This window comes from Streptomyces sp. NBC_00582 (assembly GCF_036345155.1).
Lineage (GTDB): Bacteria > Actinomycetota > Actinomycetes > Streptomycetales > Streptomycetaceae > Streptomyces.
The window spans coordinates 70,479-91,151 of sequence record NZ_CP107772.1 but is presented as its reverse complement, the minus strand read 5'-3'; the positions used below and the strand labels follow the sequence as shown (position 1 = coordinate 91,151).

21 protein-coding genes and 2 pseudogenes are annotated in these 20,673 nt (G+C 70.0%); 9 read left to right on the top strand and 14 right to left on the bottom strand.

Translation table 11 applies throughout. The annotated features are described in order from the left end of the window. Positions 1–18: 18 nt before the first annotated feature. The 5 genes and pseudogenes from OG852_RS00445 to OG852_RS00425 form a co-directional block, all read right to left on the bottom strand. Positions 19–276 (bottom strand): annotated as a pseudogene (locus tag OG852_RS00445) (NAD(P)/FAD-dependent oxidoreductase); the annotation flags it as partial. A gap of 67 nt (positions 277–343) precedes the next feature. Beyond that, complete coding sequence (locus OG852_RS00440; protein ID WP_330346770.1) at positions 344–592, bottom strand: hypothetical protein; 249 nt, start codon at positions 590–592, stop codon at positions 344–346. Continuing rightward, the gene (locus tag OG852_RS00435) at positions 593–1,849 is read right to left on the bottom strand and encodes an FAD-dependent monooxygenase (RefSeq protein ID WP_330346769.1); all 1,257 of its coding nucleotides are present in this window, start codon (positions 1,847–1,849) and stop codon (positions 593–595) included. A 257-nt stretch (positions 1,850–2,106) separates the two neighbouring features. Beyond that, entirely contained in the window at positions 2,107–3,126 is a 1,020-nt protein-coding gene (locus OG852_RS00430; protein WP_330346768.1) for an NAD(P)/FAD-dependent oxidoreductase, read from the bottom strand. A gap of 40 nt (positions 3,127–3,166) precedes the next feature. Next, positions 3,167–4,102, bottom strand: coding sequence for an alpha/beta fold hydrolase (locus OG852_RS00425; RefSeq protein WP_133917881.1), 936 nt, complete (start codon positions 4,100–4,102; stop codon positions 3,167–3,169). A 653-nt stretch (positions 4,103–4,755) separates the two neighbouring features. Here OG852_RS00425 and OG852_RS00420 point away from each other — a divergent pair. Then, complete coding sequence (locus tag OG852_RS00420) at positions 4,756–4,944, top strand: hypothetical protein (protein WP_330351636.1); 189 nt, start codon at positions 4,756–4,758, stop codon at positions 4,942–4,944. A gap of 40 nt (positions 4,945–4,984) precedes the next feature. Here the strand turns inward: OG852_RS00420 and OG852_RS00415 are convergent. The 3 genes and pseudogenes from OG852_RS00415 to OG852_RS00405 form a co-directional block, all read right to left on the bottom strand. Continuing rightward, a pseudogene (locus tag OG852_RS00415) lies at positions 4,985–5,259 on the bottom strand (histidine kinase); the annotation flags it as partial. Between the two features lie 140 nt (positions 5,260–5,399). Further along, positions 5,400–6,122, bottom strand: a complete 723-nt coding sequence (locus OG852_RS00410; RefSeq protein WP_330351365.1) for a methyltransferase domain-containing protein — start codon at positions 6,120–6,122, stop codon at positions 5,400–5,402. A 114-nt stretch (positions 6,123–6,236) separates the two neighbouring features. Continuing rightward, positions 6,237–6,368, bottom strand: coding sequence for an alpha/beta fold hydrolase (locus OG852_RS00405; protein WP_133917880.1), 132 nt, complete (start codon positions 6,366–6,368; stop codon positions 6,237–6,239). A gap of 540 nt (positions 6,369–6,908) precedes the next feature. On the opposite strand from OG852_RS00405, the gene OG852_RS00400 reads away from it, so the two are divergent. Next, positions 6,909–7,703, top strand: coding sequence for a maleylpyruvate isomerase family mycothiol-dependent enzyme (locus OG852_RS00400; RefSeq protein WP_330346767.1), 795 nt, complete (start codon positions 6,909–6,911; stop codon positions 7,701–7,703). Positions 7,704–8,117: 414 nt separating this feature from the next. Here the strand turns inward: OG852_RS00400 and OG852_RS00395 are convergent, their stop codons facing one another. The 5 genes from OG852_RS00395 to OG852_RS00375 are packed head-to-tail and all read right to left on the bottom strand — an operon-like array spanning position 8,118 to position 13,324. Next, positions 8,118–9,596, bottom strand: a complete 1,479-nt coding sequence (locus OG852_RS00395; RefSeq protein ID WP_330346766.1) for an ATP-binding protein — start codon at positions 9,594–9,596, stop codon at positions 8,118–8,120. Next, positions 9,593–11,269, bottom strand: a complete 1,677-nt coding sequence (locus OG852_RS00390; RefSeq protein ID WP_133917877.1) for an FAD-dependent oxidoreductase — start codon at positions 11,267–11,269, stop codon at positions 9,593–9,595. The genes OG852_RS00395 and OG852_RS00390 overlap by 4 nt, the downstream gene beginning before the upstream one ends. After that, positions 11,230–11,553, bottom strand: a complete 324-nt coding sequence (locus OG852_RS50800) for a VOC family protein (RefSeq protein ID WP_166663809.1) — start codon at positions 11,551–11,553, stop codon at positions 11,230–11,232. The genes OG852_RS00390 and OG852_RS50800 overlap by 40 nt, the downstream gene beginning before the upstream one ends. Before the next feature lie 3 nt (positions 11,554–11,556). Next, positions 11,557–12,474, bottom strand: coding sequence for an alpha/beta fold hydrolase (locus OG852_RS00380; RefSeq protein ID WP_208117400.1), 918 nt, complete (start codon positions 12,472–12,474; stop codon positions 11,557–11,559). Between the two features lie 34 nt (positions 12,475–12,508). Next, positions 12,509–13,324, bottom strand: a complete 816-nt coding sequence (locus tag OG852_RS00375) for an oxidoreductase (protein ID WP_133917876.1) — start codon at positions 13,322–13,324, stop codon at positions 12,509–12,511. Positions 13,325–13,496: 172 nt separating this feature from the next. Between OG852_RS00375 and OG852_RS00370 the strand changes: the two genes are divergently transcribed. Next, positions 13,497–14,120 (top strand): TetR/AcrR family transcriptional regulator, encoded by a 624-nt coding sequence (locus tag OG852_RS00370; RefSeq protein WP_330346765.1) that lies wholly within the window; start codon positions 13,497–13,499, stop codon positions 14,118–14,120. Positions 14,121–14,354: 234 nt separating this feature from the next. Beyond that, the gene (locus OG852_RS00365) at positions 14,355–14,885 is read left to right on the top strand and encodes a Ku protein (protein WP_330351364.1); all 531 of its coding nucleotides are present in this window, start codon (positions 14,355–14,357) and stop codon (positions 14,883–14,885) included. Between the two features lies 1 nt (position 14,886). On the opposite strand, the gene OG852_RS00360 is transcribed toward OG852_RS00365, so the two are convergent. Further along, the gene (locus tag OG852_RS00360; protein WP_133917874.1) at positions 14,887–15,225 is read right to left on the bottom strand and encodes a DUF6233 domain-containing protein; all 339 of its coding nucleotides are present in this window, start codon (positions 15,223–15,225) and stop codon (positions 14,887–14,889) included. 142 nt (positions 15,226–15,367) lie between these two features. On the opposite strand from OG852_RS00360, the gene OG852_RS00355 reads away from it, so the two are divergent. From OG852_RS00355 to OG852_RS00335, 5 genes are all read left to right on the top strand, one after another. Beyond that, complete coding sequence (locus tag OG852_RS00355; RefSeq protein ID WP_330346764.1) at positions 15,368–15,754, top strand: hypothetical protein; 387 nt, start codon at positions 15,368–15,370, stop codon at positions 15,752–15,754. A 413-nt stretch (positions 15,755–16,167) separates the two neighbouring features. Beyond that, the gene (locus OG852_RS00350) at positions 16,168–17,433 is read left to right on the top strand and encodes a class-III pyridoxal-phosphate-dependent aminotransferase (RefSeq protein ID WP_330346763.1); all 1,266 of its coding nucleotides are present in this window, start codon (positions 16,168–16,170) and stop codon (positions 17,431–17,433) included. Then, a complete protein-coding gene (locus OG852_RS00345; protein ID WP_330346762.1) occupies positions 17,426–18,430 on the top strand; it encodes a phosphotransferase enzyme family protein in 1,005 nt (334 codons plus the stop codon). The genes OG852_RS00350 and OG852_RS00345 overlap by 8 nt, the downstream gene beginning before the upstream one ends. Then, positions 18,414–19,229: a GntR family transcriptional regulator gene (locus OG852_RS00340; protein ID WP_133917871.1), complete on the top strand. Its 816-nt coding sequence runs from the start codon at positions 18,414–18,416 to the stop codon at positions 19,227–19,229. The genes OG852_RS00345 and OG852_RS00340 overlap by 17 nt, the downstream gene beginning before the upstream one ends. Beyond that, the gene (locus OG852_RS00335; protein WP_330346761.1) at positions 19,226–20,635 is read left to right on the top strand and encodes an APC family permease; all 1,410 of its coding nucleotides are present in this window, start codon (positions 19,226–19,228) and stop codon (positions 20,633–20,635) included. The genes OG852_RS00340 and OG852_RS00335 overlap by 4 nt, the downstream gene beginning before the upstream one ends. Positions 20,636–20,673 lie beyond the last annotated feature (38 nt).

The window sequence follows — 20,673 nt, the reverse complement described above, 5'->3', positions numbered from 1 at the left end:
GATCTCAGGGCTTCGAGATCATCGGGTGGCCGCTGCGGGGCTTGCCTCAGCGATCTGCTGGAGGGCCGCGTCGGTGTCCGCGGTGGCCAAGCTGCTGTTGATGTCGGCGCCGGCCAGTGCGCCGGCCGCTGCGAAGGCCCCCGACCTGGGCGACCGGATCGGTGACGTTGCCTGCCACCCACCCGCCCGGCACCTCGGTGGTGCCGGCCAGGCGGAGGCGAAACCGCGGCTCACCGGCAGGTCCTGCACCGGCAGGCCCAGACCAAAGGCATGGGTTGCCCTCAATCGCGCCAGGCGTGACGCAGCCTGTCCGGTGAGCCCAGGACCGTTGTGTACTGAACAGTCAGAAACCTAGGCGGTTCTGTACTGGGTTGTCAAGTACGGCAGGTCGACCCTCGCCGACCACGACGATGCCCGGGATGTCGAGTCTGCGTTTCTCGGTGGTCACAGGCTTGGCTAGCAGCAACGCGCCGCATTCGATCCGCTGCTGAAGGAGGTCGACTTCAGCGACGTCGAGCTGGCCGCGCATTCGTTCGACGAAGTTGCGGGCCCAGGCGACCTCGCTCTCCCGCTCGTATGCAAGGAGGTCCACTCACGCTGCAGCGGCGGCGATATCCAGGCCTTTCATCCGCGCATTGTTGGTCCTCGTCCTGGCGAGCAGCCGGCCGGCGATCGGCAGCCGGGCGAGGCGGAGCATCACGGACCGAAGCAGCAACTCGGCGCGGTTGCCTGGGGTGAAGAAACTGCGCTGGCCCACAGCGCTGCCGAGGTGGTGTTCGATGAACGGGCGCAGGTGGTCCTCCCAGTCCTGCAGTGCTCGTGGCACGTCGTGGGGGTGGCGTTCCAGCATGGTGCCGAGCAGGTCCGCCCCGGCGAGGCCGGTGGATGCCCCCATGGCGGAGTAGACGGTCAGGCACCACGCGGCGTCGCCGACGAGCACGACTCGGCCGCGGTGCCAGTGGTCGAGGTGCACCTGCTCGGCGGAGTCGAACAGGTGGTCCGGGGCCTTCTCGAACTGGTCGAGCAGCCAACCGAGCGTGGAGCCGGTGGGCTGGGGGCCGTAGGCGGCGCGCAGCGAGTCGATGGCCGGCCGGGTGAACTCGGCGTCCACGTCGTCGGTGCGGTAGGAGAACATCACCGACGGCGGACGGTCGGCGAACGAGAACACCCACACCGATCGGCCCGCCTCGATCATGCTCAGCCCGTCCTGCGGGCGGTAGCCGGGTATCGGCTCGGGCAGTCTGTACACGGCGATCATGTAGTTCAGCCGACGGATCGGGCTCTGCTCGGGCTCGAACGCGAGTCGGCGCACCGTCGAGCGCAGTCCGTCTGCCCCGACCACCAGGTCGAACCGCTCGACAGTCGTCGTCTCCGTCGTCAGGTCGCGGATCTCGACGTCCACCCCGTCGAGGTACTGGTCCAGCGCGGTCGGCACGGTCGAGTACCGGATCTCGACCTCGTCGGGCAGGGCGGTGAAGGCCGCTTCTTCGATGTCGCCCCGCAGTACCATGCGAGACCCGCCGAACACATCGGCGTAGCTCACACCGGGGCGGCGCCGGCCCGTTCGGTCGACGGCGTAGCTCACGCCTTCCGGAGCGAAGCGATTCGGCACCGCATCGGCGAAGCCCAGCCGTTCGGCGGCGGCGAGCCCGGTCCCGAACAGGGCGATGAAGTAGCCGCCGCGGCGCCGCTCGGGGGCCTTCTCCAGCACCACCACGTCCCAGCCCGCGCGATGCAGTCGCAGTGCGGAGGCGATCCCGCTGATCCCGAGGCCGACCACCAGGGCCCGCTGTCGCGATGTCGTGTTCTTGTCCACGGGATTGCGCTCCGACATTGTCGTGTCCTTCATCTGGTGGGGGTGGGTCGGCCGTTCATGAAGCTGGGGATGTGAAGTCGTCGAGGCGGGCGAGGAAGCCGTCAAGGGGGGCGTTGACCTCGGCGCGGCGCTCGTGCTGCTTGCTTGCGGGCATGACTGAGAACCGTCTGGAAACTGATCAGCTTCCAGACGGGGAAACTGATTGGTCTCCTCACCGATGAAGGTGAGGCGAGTGGGTGACGGGCTGAGATCTCAGGGCTTCGAGATCATCGGGTGGCCGCTGTGGGGCTTTACGCGGTGATCTTCTGGAGGGCCGCGTCGGTGTCCGCGACGGCCAGTTTCTTGTTGATGTCGATGCCGGCGAGTGCGCCGGCTGCTGCGGAGGCCCCGACCTGGGCGACCGGATCGGTGACGTTGCCGGCCACCCACACACCCGGCACCTCGGTGGTGCCGTCTGTGCCGGAGGCGAAAGTGCGGCCCGTGGGCAGGTCCTGTATCGGCAGGTTCAGGCCTTCCAGGCCCTTTGTGCGGGCCTGCATCTGCGGGACGACCCCGAGGACGCGGCGGGCCACGAACTGGCCGTCGGCCAGGCGCACCCCGGCGAGGGCACCGTCCTCGTCGTTGACGATCTCGGTGACCGGGGTGTCGATGACGCGGATGCCGCGGGCGGCGAAGCGGGTGCGGGTGTCCTCGTCGAGGTCGGTTTCGTTGGTGAAGTAGGTGAGGTCCTCGGTCAGCTGGCGGAACAACAGTGCGGGGCCGATGGAAGCGGGGCCGGTGGCGAGGACGCCGATGGGTTCGTCGCGTACCTCCCAGCCGTGGCAGTACGGGCAGTGCACCACACTGTGTCCCCAGTGCTGGGCGAGCCCGGGCACCTCCGGGAGTACGTCCTTCACGCCGGTGGCGACCAGGATGCGGCGGGCGGTGAGGTGGCGGCCGTCGGCCAGGGTGACGGTGAAGCGCAGGTCCCCGTCCGCCGAGGGGGCGGCGGGCCCGGCCGAGACCACCTGGCCGTGGATGACGCGTCCGCCGTACTGGCGCACCTGCTCCCGGCCCCGTCGAAGGATCTCGGACGGCGGGGTGCCGTCCAGGGCGAGGAGGCCGTGCACGGCCTCGGCGGGTGCGTTGCGCGGGGAGCCGCTGTCGATCACGACGACCGAGCGGCGGGAGCGGGCGAGGATCAGTGCACCGTTCAGCCCCGCGGCGCCCCCGCCGATCACCACCGCGTCGACGGTCCCCTCGGCCAGTGCGTCGCTCGCGTCTGCGGGAGTGGCCACAGCCGTGGTCTCCTGCGTTTCCTTGTCGTTCATGGTTCGGTCAGTCCTTCGAGTTCTGGGTGGTTGGAGGGGGTCAGCGGTTCAGGAAGCCGAGGATGTGGTCGGCGACCGTCTTGGGCTGTTCGAGGTGCAGGAAGTGCCCTGCGCCGGGTATGACGACGCGTTCGAAGCCGTTCGTGAACAGGTCGTCCATGCCGTCGCTCAACTCCACGGTCATGCAGTTGTCGTCGGCGCCGTGGAGGTAGAGCGACGGGACGGTGATGGTGCCGAAGGCCCGGGCTTGCAGGGCTTGGGCCGCCTCGTCCGCGGGGGGCGTGAACAACTGGCGGTAGTAGCCGAGGATCTCGGTCAGGACTCCTGGAGCACCCAGGGTTTCCTTGAGCGCGGCGCGCTCCGCGTCCGGCAGCTCGTAACCGGGTGACCATTCCCGCCACAGCCGGTCGATGAAGGCGAAGTCGTCGCGCTCGACGGCCGCCTCCGCCATGGCGGTCTGGAAGAAGAACATGTACCAGCTGCGTCGCTGCTGGTCACCGTCGGCGACCAGTGCGTTCAGCAGTTGACGGCCATGGGGAACCGCCATGGTGACCAGCTTGCGGACCCGTCTGGCGTCGAGGCTCGCTGCCGCGTACGCCGCCGCGGCGCCGAAGTCGTGGCCGATGAGATCCGCCTGCTCGCGCCCGAGCGCTTCGATCAGGGTCAGGACGTCCTGACCGGTCGAGGCAATGCGGTAGGAGCCGTCGGGGGCCGCGCCGCCGGGCCAGTATCCGCGCTGTGCGGGCGCGACCGCCCAGTACCCTTCCTGGGCGAGGCGGTCGAGGGTCCCTGTCCAGCTGGCGGCGTGGTCGGGAAACCCGTGGAGGAGCACCACGAGCGGCCCGCTGCCGGCCTCGAGGATCGGAACCTCCAGTCCGCCTGCCTGAACCGTCCGACGACGGACGCGGTCGGTCGCCTGGGACCCCCCGGCCGGGGAGTCCTCGCCAAAGGGCGGTCGCTGGGTCGCCTGTGTCATGAGTTCAACCTCCTAGCCGCCTTCGCGGCGTCGCGGTCCGGCAAGCCCGGACCAAGTGGCGAGTACGGCTGTCTGAAGCCGGGGTCAGTGCCGGTGAGCGGTCACGACGGTGGCTGTGCACCCAGTGGAGAGTCCGCCTCCGGTTCGCTTGGGACGTTCGTGATGTACAGATCCCGTACGGCGGTGAAACTTGCCGTCGCCAGCATCGCGAGGATCAGACCGGGCCTTGCCGGCCCGGAAGGCGTCGCGACGCGGGGCGGCGCGGAGGAGTTCAAAGGCATGGGTTGCCCTCGATCGCGCCAGGCGTGCACGCAGCCCTTCCGGTGAGCTCGGGACCGTTGTGGACTGAACAGTCAGAAACCTATGCGGTTCTGTACTGAGCTGTCAAATACGGCGGGTCGGTCTTGCACGCTCGCCGAAGCCGAGAAGAACGGCACCGGCCACGCCCGAGGTCATCGCCCCGCGCCGGCCGACCCGGGTGGACCTCACCGGGTCCGGCAGCAACACCGACCCCGACCTGATGAAACGCCTCCAGCAGCAGGTCACGGGCGGCACCCCAACGCGATGGGCGCGGTCGTTGAACAGACCGATGACCAGTCGGACGACGTCGTGGCCGCGCTGATCGCGCAGGCCCGACAGCAGGGGGAGGACGCATGATCCCGCTGCCGCCGCACCGTACGAAGGGCCCCGGGGCACTCGGAGCCGAAGGCTCTGACCGGGTCGAGCCGTTCGGCCGCTACCCCGATCCCCGCGAGGACGAGGGCCACGACGACTCCGCCGGGGAAGATCCGGCTCCGAACCTTCCTCAGGAGTTGCATGTCACCTGGTTCGCCGCTCGTTAACGGCGCCCAGGTTCTGCGGCACAGAGAAGTCCTGACGAGCCAGCGCGAGCAGCCGTTCGCGCTGCGCGACGGCCCGCTGAAAAAGGTCTGCGAACCGAGGGCGAGCCCCTCCAGGAGGTGGACCGCCATCGGAAACCAATCGTGCATGAGGTTCGCGAACGATGCGGCGGGCAGGACGAAGAACCGTGTCGGCTCGGGCACCCGTACCGAGTTCATGTACCGCTGCGGTTTCCCGTCCCAGAGGTACGCCATCACGGCCCCCGCGTACACCCCTGGCTGGGACGTGCGGCTCACCTCGATGTCGTCGCTGCCCAACCCTCATGACCAGGCGTCTCGCACGGAAGGGGGTCACCCCCGGCCGGCCAAGGAAACCCACATCGGCCACGAGCGCCTGACAGGCGTGGTCACCGTTCCCCGGTCAAGCGGATCCCCGCAGCCTGTGCTCCATCTGCTCTCTAGGCGGAGGCGGCAGCCACGAAGTACGGAAGGGCGATGAGGAAGCGGTCGGCCTCGGCGCGTCGGCGCTGTTCGGCGAGCCACTCATCGGCCTGGTCACGGCTGACGGCACCGATCGTGCAGGCCGACTCGGCGAGCATGGTGGGCAATGACAGCATCGCTGGATCGGTGAACACGCTGGTGTGCACCTCGACGGTGACGTCGTTGAAGCCGCCGTCCAGGAGCAGGTTGCGGTACTGGCGGGCGGCGCGGGGGGTGCCCAGGAGGTCGGCGCGGGCGTGCACGATCGTGCGGGTGAGCGCCGCGTCATCAGAGTCGATCATGATGGCGTCCCAGTCCTGCCCGACCAGGGCGATCCTGCCGCCCGGGCAGAGGACGCGCCGCGCTTCCGTCACCGCGCGCCACGGCTCCTGAAGGAATTGGAAGACCTTGTCGGCACGGTAGCCGCGCACACTTCCGTCGGCGAACGGCAGATCCTCCGCCCCCGCTTCCCGGAACTCGGCCCCCGGCCACCGTTTCCGGGCCTCGGCCAGGATCCACGGATCGGGATCCACGCCCACCGCGTGGACGCCACGCTCGGCCAGCTCGGCGACGGCCCGCCCGGCACCGCAGCCGACGTCCACGACGGACGAGCCCGGGACAAGAGACAGCAGCTCGTAGGAGCGGGCCCGCAGCAGGCTGGCGCTCGGCATCTGGTCCATCGCGTCGAGGACGGCCAGCATGGCCTCGGTGCCGCGGTGCTTTTCCACGAAAGGAGTCGTCACAGCCATGGCCTCCTGCCTTTCCTTGTCAGTCATGGTTCGGTCAGTCCTTCGAGTTCTGGGTGGCTGGCGGGGTCAGCTGTTCAGGAAGCCGAGGATGTGGTCGGCGACCGTCTTGGGCTGTTCGAGGTGCTGGAAGTGCCCCGCGCCGGGTATGACGATGCGTTCGAAGCCGTTCGTGAACAGGTCGTCCGTGCTGTCGCTCAACTCCACTGGAAAAGCAGTTGTCGTCGGCCCCGTGGAGGTAGAGCGACGGGACGGTGATGGCGCCAGACGTGTACGCAGCCTGTCCAGTGAGCCCAGGACAGTTGTGTACTGAACAGTCGGAAACCTAGGCGGTTCTGTACCGAGCTGTCAACTGTGGTGGGCCGGCTTCACCTTTCCTTCGCGGTCGCGACGGCGGTGGCCGTGTGCGTGCGAGCGTGCCTGCGTGGCGCCCAGATGGGCCGGCCGCCTCGGATGCCTGCGTGACGAGGTCGACCGTGTCCTTGTCAGTGGCGGCGGGGGCGGGGCGGCGGGGGCTGCGGCCGTATGCGCCTACGACGTCGATGCCGCGGATGACAGCCCGAGGCGCGGAACTGCCACTCGGCGGCATGGAGGGCGTGGTCGCGGTCAAAGCTTCGCGGCCTCGCCCTATGCGGTAAAGCCGACCGTCCTTCTTGACAACTCAGTACAGAACTGCCTAGGTTTCCGGCTGTTCAATACACAACCATCCTGAGCTCACGGGCCTTCATTGGGGAAAAGAACATGACTGAAGCCGCAGACCGGATCATCGACGCCCTGCGCAGCGGGCACGACCACCTCGCCGCTGTGGTGCACAGACTCACCACGGCCGATCTCACCCGCCCGTCCGGCGCGTCGGAGTGGGACGTCTCCCAGGTGCTCGGCCATCTGGGCAGCGGCGCCGAAATAGGCCTGGCCGTACTGGAGGGCGCGATGGGCGGTACGGGTGCCCCCGACGGCGACTTCAACAAGTCGGTGTGGGCCCGCTGGGACGCGATGACCCCGGCCGAGCACGCCGAAGGCTTCGTCACCGCCAACCAGGCGCTGGTCGAACGCTACGAGGGCCTCGACGCGGGGGCCCGCAGCGACCTCCGGATCGACCTCGGCTTCCTGCCCGCGCCGGTGGACGTCGCGACCGCGGCGGGGCTCCGGCTCGGTGAGCTCACCCACCACTCGTGGGACGTCGAGGTGGCCTTCGACCCGTCGACGACCCTGGCGTCCGCCGCGATCGGGCCGCTCCTCGACCAGGCCGGCATGATGCTGGGCTTCATCGGCAAGGCGGACGCCCTGGAGAACCGCCCCGTCGCCGTCGCGGTGCACACCACCGCACCCGAGCGCGCCTTCGGTCTCTCGGTCGGCGAGACGGTCGCGCTCACCGGCGAACCCGAGAACGCCGACGCCGTGCTGACGGCTCCCGCCGAGTGGTGGCTGCGACTCGTCGCCGGTCGGCACGCCCCCGCCCACACCCCCTCTTCCGTGACCCTCACCGGTGACACCGTCACCCTCGACGACCTGCGCAGGATTTTCCCCGGGTTCTGAGCCCGGCGGCGAGGCAACGGGTACGGGCCGACCAGCAACCCAAATCGCGGCAGTCGGCTTCGCTGGTCTCGATCTCGTACAGGGCTGTCGTCACCACGGGGCGAGGAGGGTTGCCAGGAACTCGCAAGCGTCGTCCTCGTGCGGGGTCCCTGTAGGAGGAGTGATCGCTGACGTGGAACACCGTGTCCTTCGCAGCGATGTGTACCCGGGCCGACGTGGACGGCGTGGTGCGTGGGTTTCATGCCGACGTCGTCGGGGATGTCCAGGCCCGCCGCGCACACCCCGGCGTCCCCGGCGATGAGCACGGCACGGGCCTCGCGGACACGGGGCCGGACCAGCACACCGGCGAGACGGGTCAGCCCCTCGTCCCGGCCCCGTTGGGCGGGACGCCGGGGTCGATTCCGGTGTCCTTGGTCATGAGGGCTCCTGGGCCGGGTCGGGGACGGTATCGGGCTCGGTGTCGATGGCGGTGAGGGGGAGCAGCACCTGGAAGCGGGTGTCGCCGGGTACGGACTCGACTTTCAGGTCACCGTGGTGCTTGTTGACGACGATCCGCCAGGAGATGTCGAGCCCGAGCCCGGTGCCCTCGCCCACCGGTTTGGTGGTGAAGAAGGGGTCGAAGATCCGCCCGCGGATGTCCGCCGGCACCCCGGGCCCGGTGTCCCGGAACTCCACCAGCAGCCGGTCGTGCTCCAGCGCGGTCCGGACGGTCAACGTCCCCTCCCCGCCCACACTGTTCATGGCCTGCACCGCGTTGTCGATCAGGTTCGTCCACACCTGGTTCAGCTCGGCCGGGTAGGCCGGAATCCTCGGCAGGGTCCGGTCGTACTCCTTGACCACCTTGATCTGCTGCCCGATCTTCCCGGACAGCATCATCAGCGTGCTGTCGAGGAGTTCGTGCACATCCGTGACCTGGTAGGGCGCGCGGTCCAGCTGCGAGTACTGCTTGGCGGCGTCGACGAGGTGCGAGATACGGGTGGTGGAGTCCTCGATCTCGGACATCAACAGCTCGGCCTCGACCGTGTAGTTGAGGCACTCGATGGCACTGGGCAGGATCTCCTGCTCGCCGATGGCCGCCGCGACCTGCTCCAGCCAGTCGACGTCGAGACCGGCCTGCACGAAGGTCGGCGCGATCTGCCAGCCGTTTGGGACACCGTGGTCGTCCAGCCAGTCGGCGAGTTCGTCCTCCCGGTCGGACGCCTCGAGCGGGCTCAGTGCCGACGCCTTGGAGACCCGCTCGGCCGTACGCTCCTGGAGGTCGACCAGGGCCTTCAGGACGTCGCCGTGGTAGGGGCCCGAGGCGATGGCGCCGAGCTTGTTGCGCATGTGCGCGACCCGGTCCCTGAGTGACGAGGTGGCTCGTGCGGCCGCCGCGGCCGGGTTGTTGAGCTCATGGGTGAGGCCTGCGGACAGCGAGCCCAGCGCGAGCAGCCGTTCGCGCTGCCCGACGGCCCGCTGAAAGGTCTGCGAACCGAGGGCGAGCCCCTCCAGGAGATGGACCGCCATCGGAAACCACTCGTGGACGAGGTTCGCGAACGATGCGGCGGGCAGCACGAAGAACCGCGTCGGCTCCGACACCCGCACCGAGTTCATGTACCGCTGCGGTTTCCCGTCCCAGAGGTACGCCATCACGGCCCCCGCGTACACCCCTCGCTGGGACGTGCGGCTCACCTCGATGTCGTCGCTGCCCACCCGGCGCGACATGACGAGCGTGCCCTCGACCATCACGTAGAAGTCGGTCGCCGGGTCACCTTCGGTGAACACAGGTCCGGGGCCGAACAGTTCGACCCGTCCCGCGCTGCACAGCCTGTCGAGCTGCTCGGCACTGAGCTTCTCGAAGAGGAACAGCGACCCGATCTCCTCGGGGGCGCACGGCATCAGTTGCCCGCTCATGACTGCTCCAGATACCGGTGGACGAGCATCACGGCCATGGCTCCCTCTCCGACGGCGGACGCGACCCGCTTCGCGGACTCGGCGCGCGCGTCCCCGGCGACGAACACGCCGGGAATGTCGGTCTCCAGGTGGTACGGCGGCCGGTCCAGCTCCCAGTTGGCCGGTGGCCGCCCGTCGGCGGTCAGATCGGGCCCGGCGAGGATGAACCCGCGCTCGTCCCGCGACACCGTGCCGTCCAGCCAGTCGGTCAGCGGGGCCGCGCCGATGAACACGAACAGCCATTGCGCGTCGACGAGTTCGGTCTGCCCGCTCGTCGTGTCGCGCAACGTCAGCTGTTCCAGGTGGTTGTCGCCGTGCGCGGCCTCGACGACCGTGTGGGCCCGTACAAAGATGTTCGGCGACTCGGCGATCTGCTGGATCAAATAGTGCGACATCGACGCGGTGAGGTCCGCTCCGCGCACCAGCAGAGTGACCGACTTGGCGCCCCGGGCCAGGTACATCGCCGCCTGCCCGGCCGAGTTGGCGCCGCCGACGATGTACACGTCGTGGCCCTGGCAGGCGGCGGCCTCGGTGAGCGCGGACCCGTAGAACACCCCGCGGCCCGACAACTCGTCGGCACCCGGCGCCTCCAGCTTCCGGTACGACACACCGGTCGCCAGGATCACGCTGTGCGCCGCGATCTGCGACCCGTCCGCGAACCGTACGAGCCGGGCCGCCCCGCTGCTCTCCAGACCGGTCACCTCCCGCGCGGAGAGGATCTCGGCGCCGAACTTGGTGGCCTGGCGTCGCGCCCGGTCGGTGAGCTGGCCGCCGGAGACGCCGTCGGGGAAGCCCAGGTAGTTCTCGATCCGCGAGCTCTGTCCGGCCTGCCCGCCGGTCGCCGACCGCTCCACGAGCACCGTACGCAGCCCCTCCGAGGCCCCGTACACCGCCGCACCGAGCCCTGCCGGGCCGCCGCCGATGACGACCAGGTCGTAGAAGTCGGCCGTGGGTGTCGTCGCCAGGCCCACGTGCGCGGCCAGTTCCGGCACCTCCGGCTCGACGAGCGCCGTACCTTCCGCCGTGATCACCACCGGCAGCCGCTGCCCGTCCTGCCCTGCGGCGGTCAGCAGCCGCTGCCCCTCGGGCTCCTCGGTGGAGTACCAGCGGTACGGCACCTGGTTGCGGGCCAGGAACTCCCGTACGTCCGACGAGCGGGCCGACCAGCGGTGTCCGATCACCTTGGTGGCGGGCACCGGCTTGTAGTCGCTGCACCGCCACGCCTCCAGCAGGTCGTCCAGGACCGGGTAGAGCTTCTCCTCGGGCGGGTCCCATGGCTTGAGGAGGTAGTGGTCGAGGTCGACGACGTTGATCGCGTCGATTGCCGCGTTGGTGTCCGCGTAGGCGGTCAGCAGCACCCGCCGGGCGCCCGGATAGATGTCCAGGGCCTGTTCGAGGAACTCGATGCCGTTCATCTGCGGCATGCGGTAGTCGGCCAGGATCACCGCCACGAGGTCGCCGCGCAGCTTCAGTTCCCGCAGCGCCTCCAGCGCGGACTCGCCGGACTCCGCGCGCACGATCCGGTACGAGGCGCCGTAGCGCCGCCGCAGGTCGCGGGCGACGGCGCGGGAGACCCCGGGGTCGTCGTCCACGGTCATGATGACGGTCCGCGCAGCGTCCGCGGTCTGTGCCATACGTCTCTCACCTCGAGTGATCGGATCACCGGTCGGCGCCGGCTCGGTGCCGCGCCGCCTTTCAGACATTGTGTGGTCGTCGCCCTGCTTCGCTCCGGTCGGCTCCGCCGCGGGCCGAGCAGGCAGAACTCGTTGCCGTGCGGGTCCACCAGTGTGGTCCAGGACTGCTCTCCCTGGCCGATCTCCACGTGCCGCGCCCCGAGGACCGGCAGCCGGTCGACCTCGGTCTGCCGGACGGCCCCGCGACGCCCATTCGGGTGGTCTCGCCGCGGGGGTCGAGTGATCCGCTACTGGGCCCATGCCGCGATCCGTTCCGCGATCGCCTCGGGGGCCTCGACGTGCAGGAAGTGACCGACGTCGGGGACGATCTCCAGCGCGTGCGGGGCGGCGAACCGATGCCGGTCGTCGATCTGCGGGGGGAGGATGCCGCCGTCGTCGGCACCGTGGAGCTGCAGCAGGGGTACCTTGATCGGCTGAGACGTGCGGCGCAACACCCCGAGCATGCTGGGTCGCATCATCTGCCGGTAGTACTTCAGGGGCGCGGGCATGCTCGCCCGCAGGTCCTTGTGCAGCTCCGCCTGGAGAGCTGGATCGAGCGAGAGGCCGGGCGACCACTGACGCCAGAGGTGGTCGATGAGGGCGAGATCGCGGGCGCCGGCCAGCCAGCCGGTTCCCGGCAGTTGAAAGAGCCCCATGTGCCAGCTCCGGCGCAGCTGCGCGGGGCGCAGCAGCTTCAGGAACGTGCGTGGGTGGGGGATGGCGAGCGTGACCGCGCGTTCGATCCGCTCCGGCGCGGTGGCGACGGCATCGTAGGTGATGAAGGCGCCCCAGTCGTGGCCGACCAACTCCACGGCTCGCCCGGGAGACCAGCGGTCGATCAGCGCGAGCACGTCGCTGGTGAGGGATGCGAAGTCGAACGGCCCCGCGGTCGGGGACGGCGCGTAACCGCGAAGCCAGGGTGCGAGGACGTGACGTCCGCGGCGGCCGAGCTCGGCGAGGAAGGGCTTCGCGGTCGGCGGATGGTCCGGGAAGCCGTGCAGGACGAGCGTCGGTCGCCCATCGGGGTCACCACCCTGCAGCGCGTGGAAGGTGCCGTGTGGCAGGTCGAACGTGACGTGTTCGAACTCCATGGGTGTCAGCCGTTTCCAAGAGTGGTCGGGCGAGAGTTTGCTGATGCCGGCTTCTGTGTCTCTGGTTCTGGACATGTGCGTCTGCTCGGGCGCCGGGTGTACTGCGGGGTCAGCCGGCCAGTCGGTTGAGCTTGCGGACCTGTTGGTCGAAGGCGCGCGAGGGCACGATCCGGCGCAGGGCGCTGACGCGTCTGGCCATCGGGCCGGCGGTGTAGCGGAGCTTGGGCTTGGAATCGGTGGCGGCCGCGACGATCACCTTCGCGACGACGTCCGGGTGGTCGGCGTTGCGCACGGCCGTGGCCAGCACGTCCCGGGAGATCTCCCGCTGTGCGGCGTAGATCGGCAGGGGCGCGTCGGGCGCCATGCTGCTCGCCTCGAAACTCGTGCTGGTGTAGGCCGGCTCGACCAGCAGCACCCGGACGCCGTGCTCGCGAAGCTCGTGGTCGACGGACTCGGAGTAGCCCTCGACCGCGTGCTTGGTGGCGGCGTAGACGGCCATGAAGGGGGCTGGGATCAGACCGAGGACCGAGGAGACGTTGACCACGCGGCCACTGCCCTGGGCGCGCATGTGGGGCAGCACTGCGTTGGTCATCCGCATCACGCCGAAGACGTTGATGTCGAAGACCTCCTTGGCCTGGTGGATCGAGCTCTCCTCGCCGGCGCCGACCGCGCCCACGCCGGCGTTGTTGACCAGGACGTCGATTCGGCCGAACCGCTCGATCACCTCCTCGACCAGGGAGCGGACCGACTCGTCGTCGGCCACGTCGAGATCGAGGAACGTCACCCCGGGGAGCGGCTCGGCGTTCGCCGCGTTGCGGCTCGTGCCGACCACCGCGAAGCCGGCACCCACGAGGGCGCGCGCTGCCGCCCGCCCGATCCCGGAGGAGGCGCCCGACACGAGGGCTACTGGGGGAGCTGTCTGCATGGTGGTTCCTTCGGTTGTGTGGCCATGACCGACACGGTGCGCGCACCGGTTCTGCAAGCCCGGACCAAGCCGGTCCCGGTGAGCTCAGAAAGGTTGTGTACTGAACAGTCGGAAACCTAGGCGGTTCTGTACTGGGTTGTCAAGAAGGGTGGGTCCGCTTTACCGTCTTTGTATGGCGAGACCACGAAGCTTTGACCCCGACCACGTCCTGCATGCCGCTGAGCGGCAGTTCCGCGCCTCGGGCTACAACGGCACGAGCGTCGACGACATCAGCGCCGCCACCGGCCTGGGCCGCGGCAGCCTCTATGCCGCGTTCGACGGCAAGCACGGCGTGCTGCTGCAGGCGATGACCGGCTACTTCGCCCGGCTGGCGCAGGGTCCGCGGAAGATGCTCGACGGACCGGATGAGGGCGCCCTGGAACGACTGCACGCGTACTTGCTGCGCGCCGTCCACGGGGTGCCGCTCGCCGCCGACGTACCCCCCGCCGATGACCGGGCGGCGGCGGCCTGCTTCGCCGCCAAGATGGCCCTGGAGGTCGGCGGCTCCGATCCCGAGGTGCAACGCCTGGCCAACGACTGCTTCTCCGTGGTCCGGACGGCGGTGGCCGACTGCGTGCGAGCGGCGCAGCGCAACGGCGACATCGACCCCGACGCGGACCCCGACGACCTCGCCTACCTTGTGCTGACCGTCATCCGCGGCAGCGATGTCGTAGGCGCGTACGGCCACGGCCCCGACCGCCTGACCTCGATCGCGGAGACCGCGTTCGCCCTGCTGCCCCGCCCGCGCCACCACTGACAAGGGCACGGCCGGCCTCGTCGCACAGGCATCTGATGCGGTCGGCCCGCTTCGACGCCGCGCAGGCACGGCCCGAAGGTGTACCGCCGCCGGGGTCGTCTGGGCGGTTGGCGAAGAACACCGCCCGCATCCAGTCGAGTTGCTCCACCGCATGCGCGGTGTCGCCGGGCTTGAACTACACGGTCATTCGCCGAACGCCTCGCCGCCAGCAGGCGGTGGTACTTCGGCCGCCGCCTGGAGGCACATGCAGTTACGGAAACTAATCGATCAGGGACTCCAACCGCCATCGCGAAGTATGCGTGGTCCGGCCGCGAGCGCCTGGGGCTGTTGCGGGTGCGCGGCGATGCGATCGTGCTGCATGCCATGCGCTGGCCGGACGAGATCCGCGACCCTGCCGAGCTGCTGCCTCCGCGGGTGGAGGTCTCCGAGGAGGAGATCGAGGGCGCAATCGCGCTGCTGGAGACGATGACCCGTGAGGACCTGGAAGGCCCGGAGTTCAGGGATGCCTACACCGAGGCCATGGCGCAGATCATCGAGGCGAAGCGGCAGGACCGTGAGCTGCCCGAGGCGCCGGAGCCGGAGGAGCCGAGCCAGGTGCTCGATCTGATGGCCGCGCTGAACGAGTCCGTGGCCAAGGCGAAGGCGGCCCGCGGCGAGGAGTCGAAGCCGAGGAAGAAGGCCGCAGCCAAGAAGGCAACCGCGAAGACGCCGGCCAAGAAGACCGCGGCGAAGAAGACGACCGCCCGCCAGTCCCGCAGCGCCTGACTCACCCTTCCAGGTAGCCGAGCATGCTGTCCGGCCGGCACTGCGGGCAGGCGGGTACGCCCTCGGTGAGCGCGCGCAGGGCCGTCATCCGGTCGACGCCCTTCGAACGCTTCCCCCCGTTCCAGCAGTTTCCCGCGTGCACATACACCGCTTCCTCGCCGGACAGGCCGCGCTCGATCAGCCAGTCCGGCGCCGGGGGCCGGGCCGCGAGACCGTGCCGCCGCTCGGCTTCGCGCCGTTCCTCCGTCCGGATCCACCGGTCGATCTGGGTGAGCTGCTGCTCGGCGACGCGGCGGGCGAAGCGCAGCATCTCCAGCCGGGACGGCAATCTATCGGTCACATGTTCGATTCTAGGGGATAGGCTGCCCACCGGCATGACGAGGGGGAGAGCACAGGGAGGAGGACGCGATGCACGCTGACCTGGAGCGACTCGCGTTCCTCGGCGTCGACCCGGCCACCCTGGACCCCGCTCCGCCCACCCGGTGCGGGCCGACTGGCTGGCCCGCATCGACCCCGACCCGCCGGGCCGGCGCCGCTGCTGCTCCTGCGGGGCGCTCGCGGTCGCCACGCGCGTCGTCGTCCTTCCGGGCCTGGGGCGGCGCTGGCATGACCAGTGCCGGGACTGCATGATCGCCGGGATCCGCGAGAACTGGGCGGCCGGCCGGCCTGTGGCAGGCCGGTACCGGGTTACCCGGTGGGTCGGCGGGCGGCCGACGCTGGAGGGCTGGTGGGACGAGCTGGTCACCGCGCAGGACAAGACCGCGAGGTGGATCGGCGCGCACGGGGGCGAAGGCGGAGTCCGTATCACCCTGGACGACGAAGCGACCGGCACCCGGCTGGTGAGCCGGCCGGGGGAGGGGGAGGCGTAGCTGTGCTCCGTGGCCGCCTCGCGCTTCCCTGTGGGGCCCTCGACGGGTGAACCAAACTGTTTCCACGGGTCACCACGTTCGAAACGGCGTGGTCGGGGGTCTGACATCCCCCACGGAGCACCCCTGCCGGCCCCCCGATCACTGGAGAGAAGAGGTAAAGGGGAGGGAGGCGGGGTGCGGGGAGCGCTACGGGGTCGGGGCGCCCTGACCGCGGCCGGACTGCCCGCCCGCCACCCCGCGATCCGCCGGGCGGTGGCAGTGACCCGCCGCACGCGGCGATGCCCGTACCCGGGCACCGGACCACAACCGGACCTCAAGCGTTACGCGTCCGAACCAGCGACCACACCAGGACGCAAAATGCCCGGCCGACCGTGGAGTCGTTCACGGAAAGCCGCGTGCGAGGAGGCCGGGCATTGGGGATCGAGCAGTTGTCCATGTACGGGTACGCGTCGAAGGCCGAGGTCCTCGCCGACGCGCGGCGGTACTGGAACCCGGACAAGACGGCGTTCTGGCAGGACGAGGGCGTTCCGTTCGTCGTCGGGGAACGATCCGGGTACCGCCTGACCGACGTCGACGGACACGAGGTGATGGACGTCCATCTGAACGGTGGCACCTACAACCTCGGGCATCGCAACCCCGAACTGGTGGACACCCTCACACACGCCCTCCGGCACCTCGACATCGGCAACCACCACTTCCCCACCCCGGGCCGCGCCCATCTGGCACGACGGCTCGTCGAGGCGACGCCGGGCGCGGACAAGGTCGTCTTCGGGTCCAGCGGCGGGGAAGCGGTCGACGTCGCGTTGAAGAGCGCCCGGTACGCCACCGGCCGACGGAAGGTCGTGTCGGTCGTCAAGGCGTACCACGGGCATACGGGACTGGCCGTGGCCACCGGCGATTCGCGGTTCTCGCAGCTGTTCCGGTCGGACAGCCCCGACGAGTTCGTCCAGGTGCCGTTCAACGACCTCGACGCGATGACGGCCGTGCTCGCCGGTGAGGACGCCGCCGCCGTGATCATGGAGACGGTGCCGGCCACCTACGGCTTCCCGATGCCCGAGCCCGGCTATCTCGCCGGCGTGAAGCAGGCGTGCGACGCCACCGGCACCCTCTACATCGCGGACGAGGTCCAGACCGGCCTCGGCAGGACCGGTGAGCTGTGGGGCGTGTACGGCGAAGGCGTCACCCCCGACATCCTGGTGACCGGCAAGGGCCTCGGCGGCGGCCTCTACCCGGTCAGCGCCGCCCTTCTGGGCCCGGTGGCGAGCGGGTGGCTGGAGCGGGACGGCTTCGCCCACATGGCGACCTTCGGAGGCGCCGAACTCGGCTGTGCCGTGGCCGCCAAGGTCCTGGAGATCACGCAGCGGCCCGAGACCCGCGAGAACGTCCGGCAACGCATCGACCAGGTCACCGAAGGCCTCGCGGGGCTGCGCGCCGAACTGCCCCGCGCGCTCACCGGGATCCGGCAGAAGGGACTGGTCATCGGCCTGGAGTTCGGTGCCGTCGGCGCGAAGGCGATCATGGCCGAGCTCTACCGGCAGGGCGTCTGGGCGATCTTCTCCACGCTCGACCCTGCCGTCCTGCAGTTCAAGCCCGGCCTGCTGCTCACCGAGCAGGAGACCGCCGAGATCCTCACCCGCCTGCGGGACGCCGTACGGAAAGTGGCGGCCACCCATGTCTGACACCTGGGACGGGCAGATCACCGCCGCGCTCACCGCGTACGGCCGGGACGGCGCGCTGGCCGAGGCCCGGCTGCTGAGCCTCTCGGAGAACGCCACCTATCTGTGCACCTTCACCGACACCCCCGATCCGCTGGTCCTGCGCCTGCACCGGCCGGGCTTCCGCTCCCTCCCCCAGATCCGCAGCGAACTGATGTGGATCGAGCGACTGCGGGCCGACGGCGCGGTCGCCACACCCGCGGTGGTACCGACTCCGGCGGGCGAGCCGGCGGCGAGCTTCCGCGGTCCGGACGGGGTGCTCCAGCACGCGGCGCTCTTCGAGTTCGCACCCGGCGCCGAGCCCGACACGACGGACTTCGCGGACGTGATGGAGGTCGTCGGCCGGGAGACCGCCGCCCTGCACGAGCACGCGTCGCGGTGGCGACGGCCCGCCACCTTCGTCCGGCCCGACTGGGACCTGGACAACCTGATCGGCGCGGCCTCGCTGTGGGGCCGCTGGTCGGACAACCCCGATGTGTCCCCTGGCGACGCCGAGGTGCTCGCACGGGCCGAGGAGAAGCTCACCCGAGAACTCGACGCGTACGGCAGGAGCCCGGCCGTCTTCGGTCTCATCCACGGCGACCTGCGCGCCGCCAACCTGCTCGTCGCCACCGACGCCGTACGGCTCATCGACTTCGACGACTGCGGCAGCGGCTGGTTCCTCTACGACCTGGCGTGCTCTCTGTCGTTCGTCGAGCACGATCCGCGGGCGGCGCAGTGGGTGGCCTCGTGGCTGCGGGGCTACGAGTCGCGTCGGGCGCTGCGGGAGGAGGACGTACGGGCGGTGCCCGCCCTGGTGATGCTGCGCCGGCTGATGCTGGTCGCCTGGGTGCACAAGCGCGGGGACACGCCCTTCGCCGCCTCGCTCCGGCCGGCCTTCGCGGCGCAGTCCGCGCGACTGGCCCGCCGCTACCTGGCCGACGACTACCTCACCGCCGTACGCCATGAGCACCGGGCGTGACCCGCTCGGCCCGGCCGCCGGCAAGGTCGCGGAGGGCGTGCTGGCGATGATCCGGCGCGGTGAGGTGCGCATGGGCGGCCGGCTGCCCACCGAGCGCCGTCTGACCGAGATCTTCGGCACCAGCCGGGAGTCCGTCCGCCGGGCCCTGGCCTGGCTGGAGGCGGAGGGCGAGGTACGTCGGACCCGCGGGAAGGCCGGCGGGACCTTCGCGCTGCGCCCCAACCCCAACTGGCCCGTCTACAGCTGGAGTCGGCTCGCGCACGGCCGCGACCGGGTGGTGGCACGACAGCCGGGCGTCGATGTGAGCGTCCCCGCGCTCCTGCGACACCAGCACTTCGCCGAAGCGACCCGGGTCGTGTCCACGGGGCTGCGGCGGGGCGATCCGGAGGTCTGTGCCGGGCTCGGTCTGCCGGACGGGTCCCGGACGGTGGCGGTCGAGCGGGTGCGGCTCGCCGACGGGGTGCCGCTGTCGTGGGAGCGGCTGTTCGTGTCGGCGGCGCGCTTCCCCGGGCTCCTCGACCAGGACCTGACCGGCTCCCTCTCCCAGGTGTTCCGCGACACCTACGGCGTCACCGCCTGCGAAGTCTCCGAGCACATCCGGGTCCGGCTCGCCGAGAGCCACCACACCCACCACCTCGACGTGTCGGTCGGCCAGCCACTGCTGGCGATCACGCGCACGTCCCACGACCAGCACGGCGAGCCCCTGGAGTTCTCCTACGACCTCTTCCGGGCCGACCGCACCGAACTCCACGTCTCCTCAACGAACCGCGCGCCGGACCACTCGGAGGTACGTCCATGACATCCAGAACCAAACCGATTCCCGTGGCCACCGAGGCCACACCCGCACTCCAACGCAAGCTCGGCGTAGGCTCGTTGGTCTTCATGGTCGTCGCGGCCGCGGCCCCGCTGACCGTGGTCGGCGGCACAGTACCCCTCGTCTTCGCCACCAGCCAGAGCACCGGCGTACCGGCCCACTACCTGATCGCGGCCATCGTCCTGACCGTCTTCTCCGTCGGTTTCACGACCATGAGCCGCTACGTCGACAACGCCGGCGCCTTCTACACCTACATCCGCGCCGGACTCGGCAGGACCGTCGGAACCGGGTCCGCGACCCTGGCCCTGTTCTCCTACGCGGTGCTGGCCATCTCGGTGTACGCGTACTGCGGCGCCGCCACGACCAACGCGTTGCACCACTACTTCGGCGTCGACACGCCCTGGTGGGTCTGGACGGCGCTGACCGCGCTGCTCGTGGCCTGGCTCGGCTACCACGACATCGAGCTGAGCTCGAAGGTACTGGGGCTGCTGCTGATCGGTGAGGTCGCCGTCATCCTGGTCCTGGACGTGGCGGTGTTCGCGCGCGGCGGTCACTCCTCGCTTACCTGGAGCCCCTTCGCACCGGCGGCGGTGAGCGAGGGAAGTCCCGGCATCGGGCTGATGTTCGCGTTCTTCGGGTTCATCGGCTTCGAGGCGACCGCGGTGTTCCGCGACGAGACCCGGGACCCGGACCGCACGATCCCCCGCGCCACCTACATTGCCGTGATCTCCATCGGCCTCTTCTACGCGCTGTCCGCATGGGCGATCGCCATGGGCTCGGGTGTCACACACATCGTGTCCGACTCCACCGCCGACCCGGAGGGACTCGTCGTCACCCTCGCCGGGGACTACGTCCTGCCCATCCTCGGCGACATCGTCCAAGTGCTGCTGGTGACCAGCCTGTTCGCCTGCGTGCTCTCCTTCCACAACGTCGTCACCCGCTACCAGTACGCCCTCGGCACCGAGCGTGTCCTGCCGGTCCGGCTCGGTGAGATCCACCCCCGCCACCACGCGCCGTCGTACTCCTCACTCGTGCACAGCGCGGTCACCGCGGTGGCTCTCGTCGCCGTCGCGGTCGCCAGGCTCGATCCGGTGACCCAGATCTACGCGTGGCTGTCGGGCGCGGCCACCCTGGGGCTGCTGCTGCTCATGGCACTCACGAGCGTCGCGGTCATCGTGTACTTCGCCCGGCGCGAAGGCGGCCTCTCCCGTTGGCGCACGCTCGTCGCCCCCGCGCTCGCGCTGTCCGGGCTGCTCGCGGTGACCCTCCTGGTGGTGGACAACTTCCCGCTGCTCGTTGGCGGCACCGCCGCGGCCTGGGCGACGGCCGGCACGGTCGCACTGTCGTTCGCCGTCGGCCTGGTGCTCGCAGCACGGCACCGGGCCGTGTGACGGCCAAACTCCGACAATCCCCAGATCAAGGAACCGCC

Coding starts and splice junctions, on each gene's coding strand:
- OG852_RS00340 (WP_133917871.1), top strand. CDS start 18,414: ATGAGCACCGGGCGTGACCCGCTCGGCCCGGCCGCCGGCAAGGTCGCG.
- OG852_RS00420 (WP_330351636.1), top strand. CDS start 4,756: ATGATCCCGCTGCCGCCGCACCGTACGAAGGGCCCCGGGGCACTCGGA.
- OG852_RS00430 (WP_330346768.1), bottom strand. CDS start 3,126: ATGAACGACAAGGAAACGCAGGAGACCACGGCTGTGGCCACTCCCGCA.
- OG852_RS00425 (WP_133917881.1), bottom strand. CDS start 4,102: ATGACACAGGCGACCCAGCGACCGCCCTTTGGCGAGGACTCCCCGGCC.
- OG852_RS00390 (WP_133917877.1), bottom strand. CDS start 11,269: ATGGCACAGACCGCGGACGCTGCGCGGACCGTCATCATGACCGTGGAC.
- OG852_RS00335 (WP_330346761.1), top strand. CDS start 19,226: ATGACATCCAGAACCAAACCGATTCCCGTGGCCACCGAGGCCACACCC.
- OG852_RS00345 (WP_330346762.1), top strand. CDS start 17,426: ATGTCTGACACCTGGGACGGGCAGATCACCGCCGCGCTCACCGCGTAC.
- OG852_RS00380 (WP_208117400.1), bottom strand. CDS start 12,474: ATGTCCAGAACCAGAGACACAGAAGCCGGCATCAGCAAACTCTCGCCC.
- OG852_RS00395 (WP_330346766.1), bottom strand. CDS start 9,596: ATGAGCGGGCAACTGATGCCGTGCGCCCCCGAGGAGATCGGGTCGCTG.
- OG852_RS00370 (WP_330346765.1), top strand. CDS start 13,497: ATGGCGAGACCACGAAGCTTTGACCCCGACCACGTCCTGCATGCCGCT.
- OG852_RS00400 (WP_330346767.1), top strand. CDS start 6,909: ATGACTGAAGCCGCAGACCGGATCATCGACGCCCTGCGCAGCGGGCAC.
- OG852_RS00435 (WP_330346769.1), bottom strand. CDS start 1,849: ATGAAGGACACGACAATGTCGGAGCGCAATCCCGTGGACAAGAACACG.
- OG852_RS00410 (WP_330351365.1), bottom strand. CDS start 6,122: ATGCTGGCCGTCCTCGACGCGATGGACCAGATGCCGAGCGCCAGCCTG.
- OG852_RS00375 (WP_133917876.1), bottom strand. CDS start 13,324: ATGCAGACAGCTCCCCCAGTAGCCCTCGTGTCGGGCGCCTCCTCCGGG.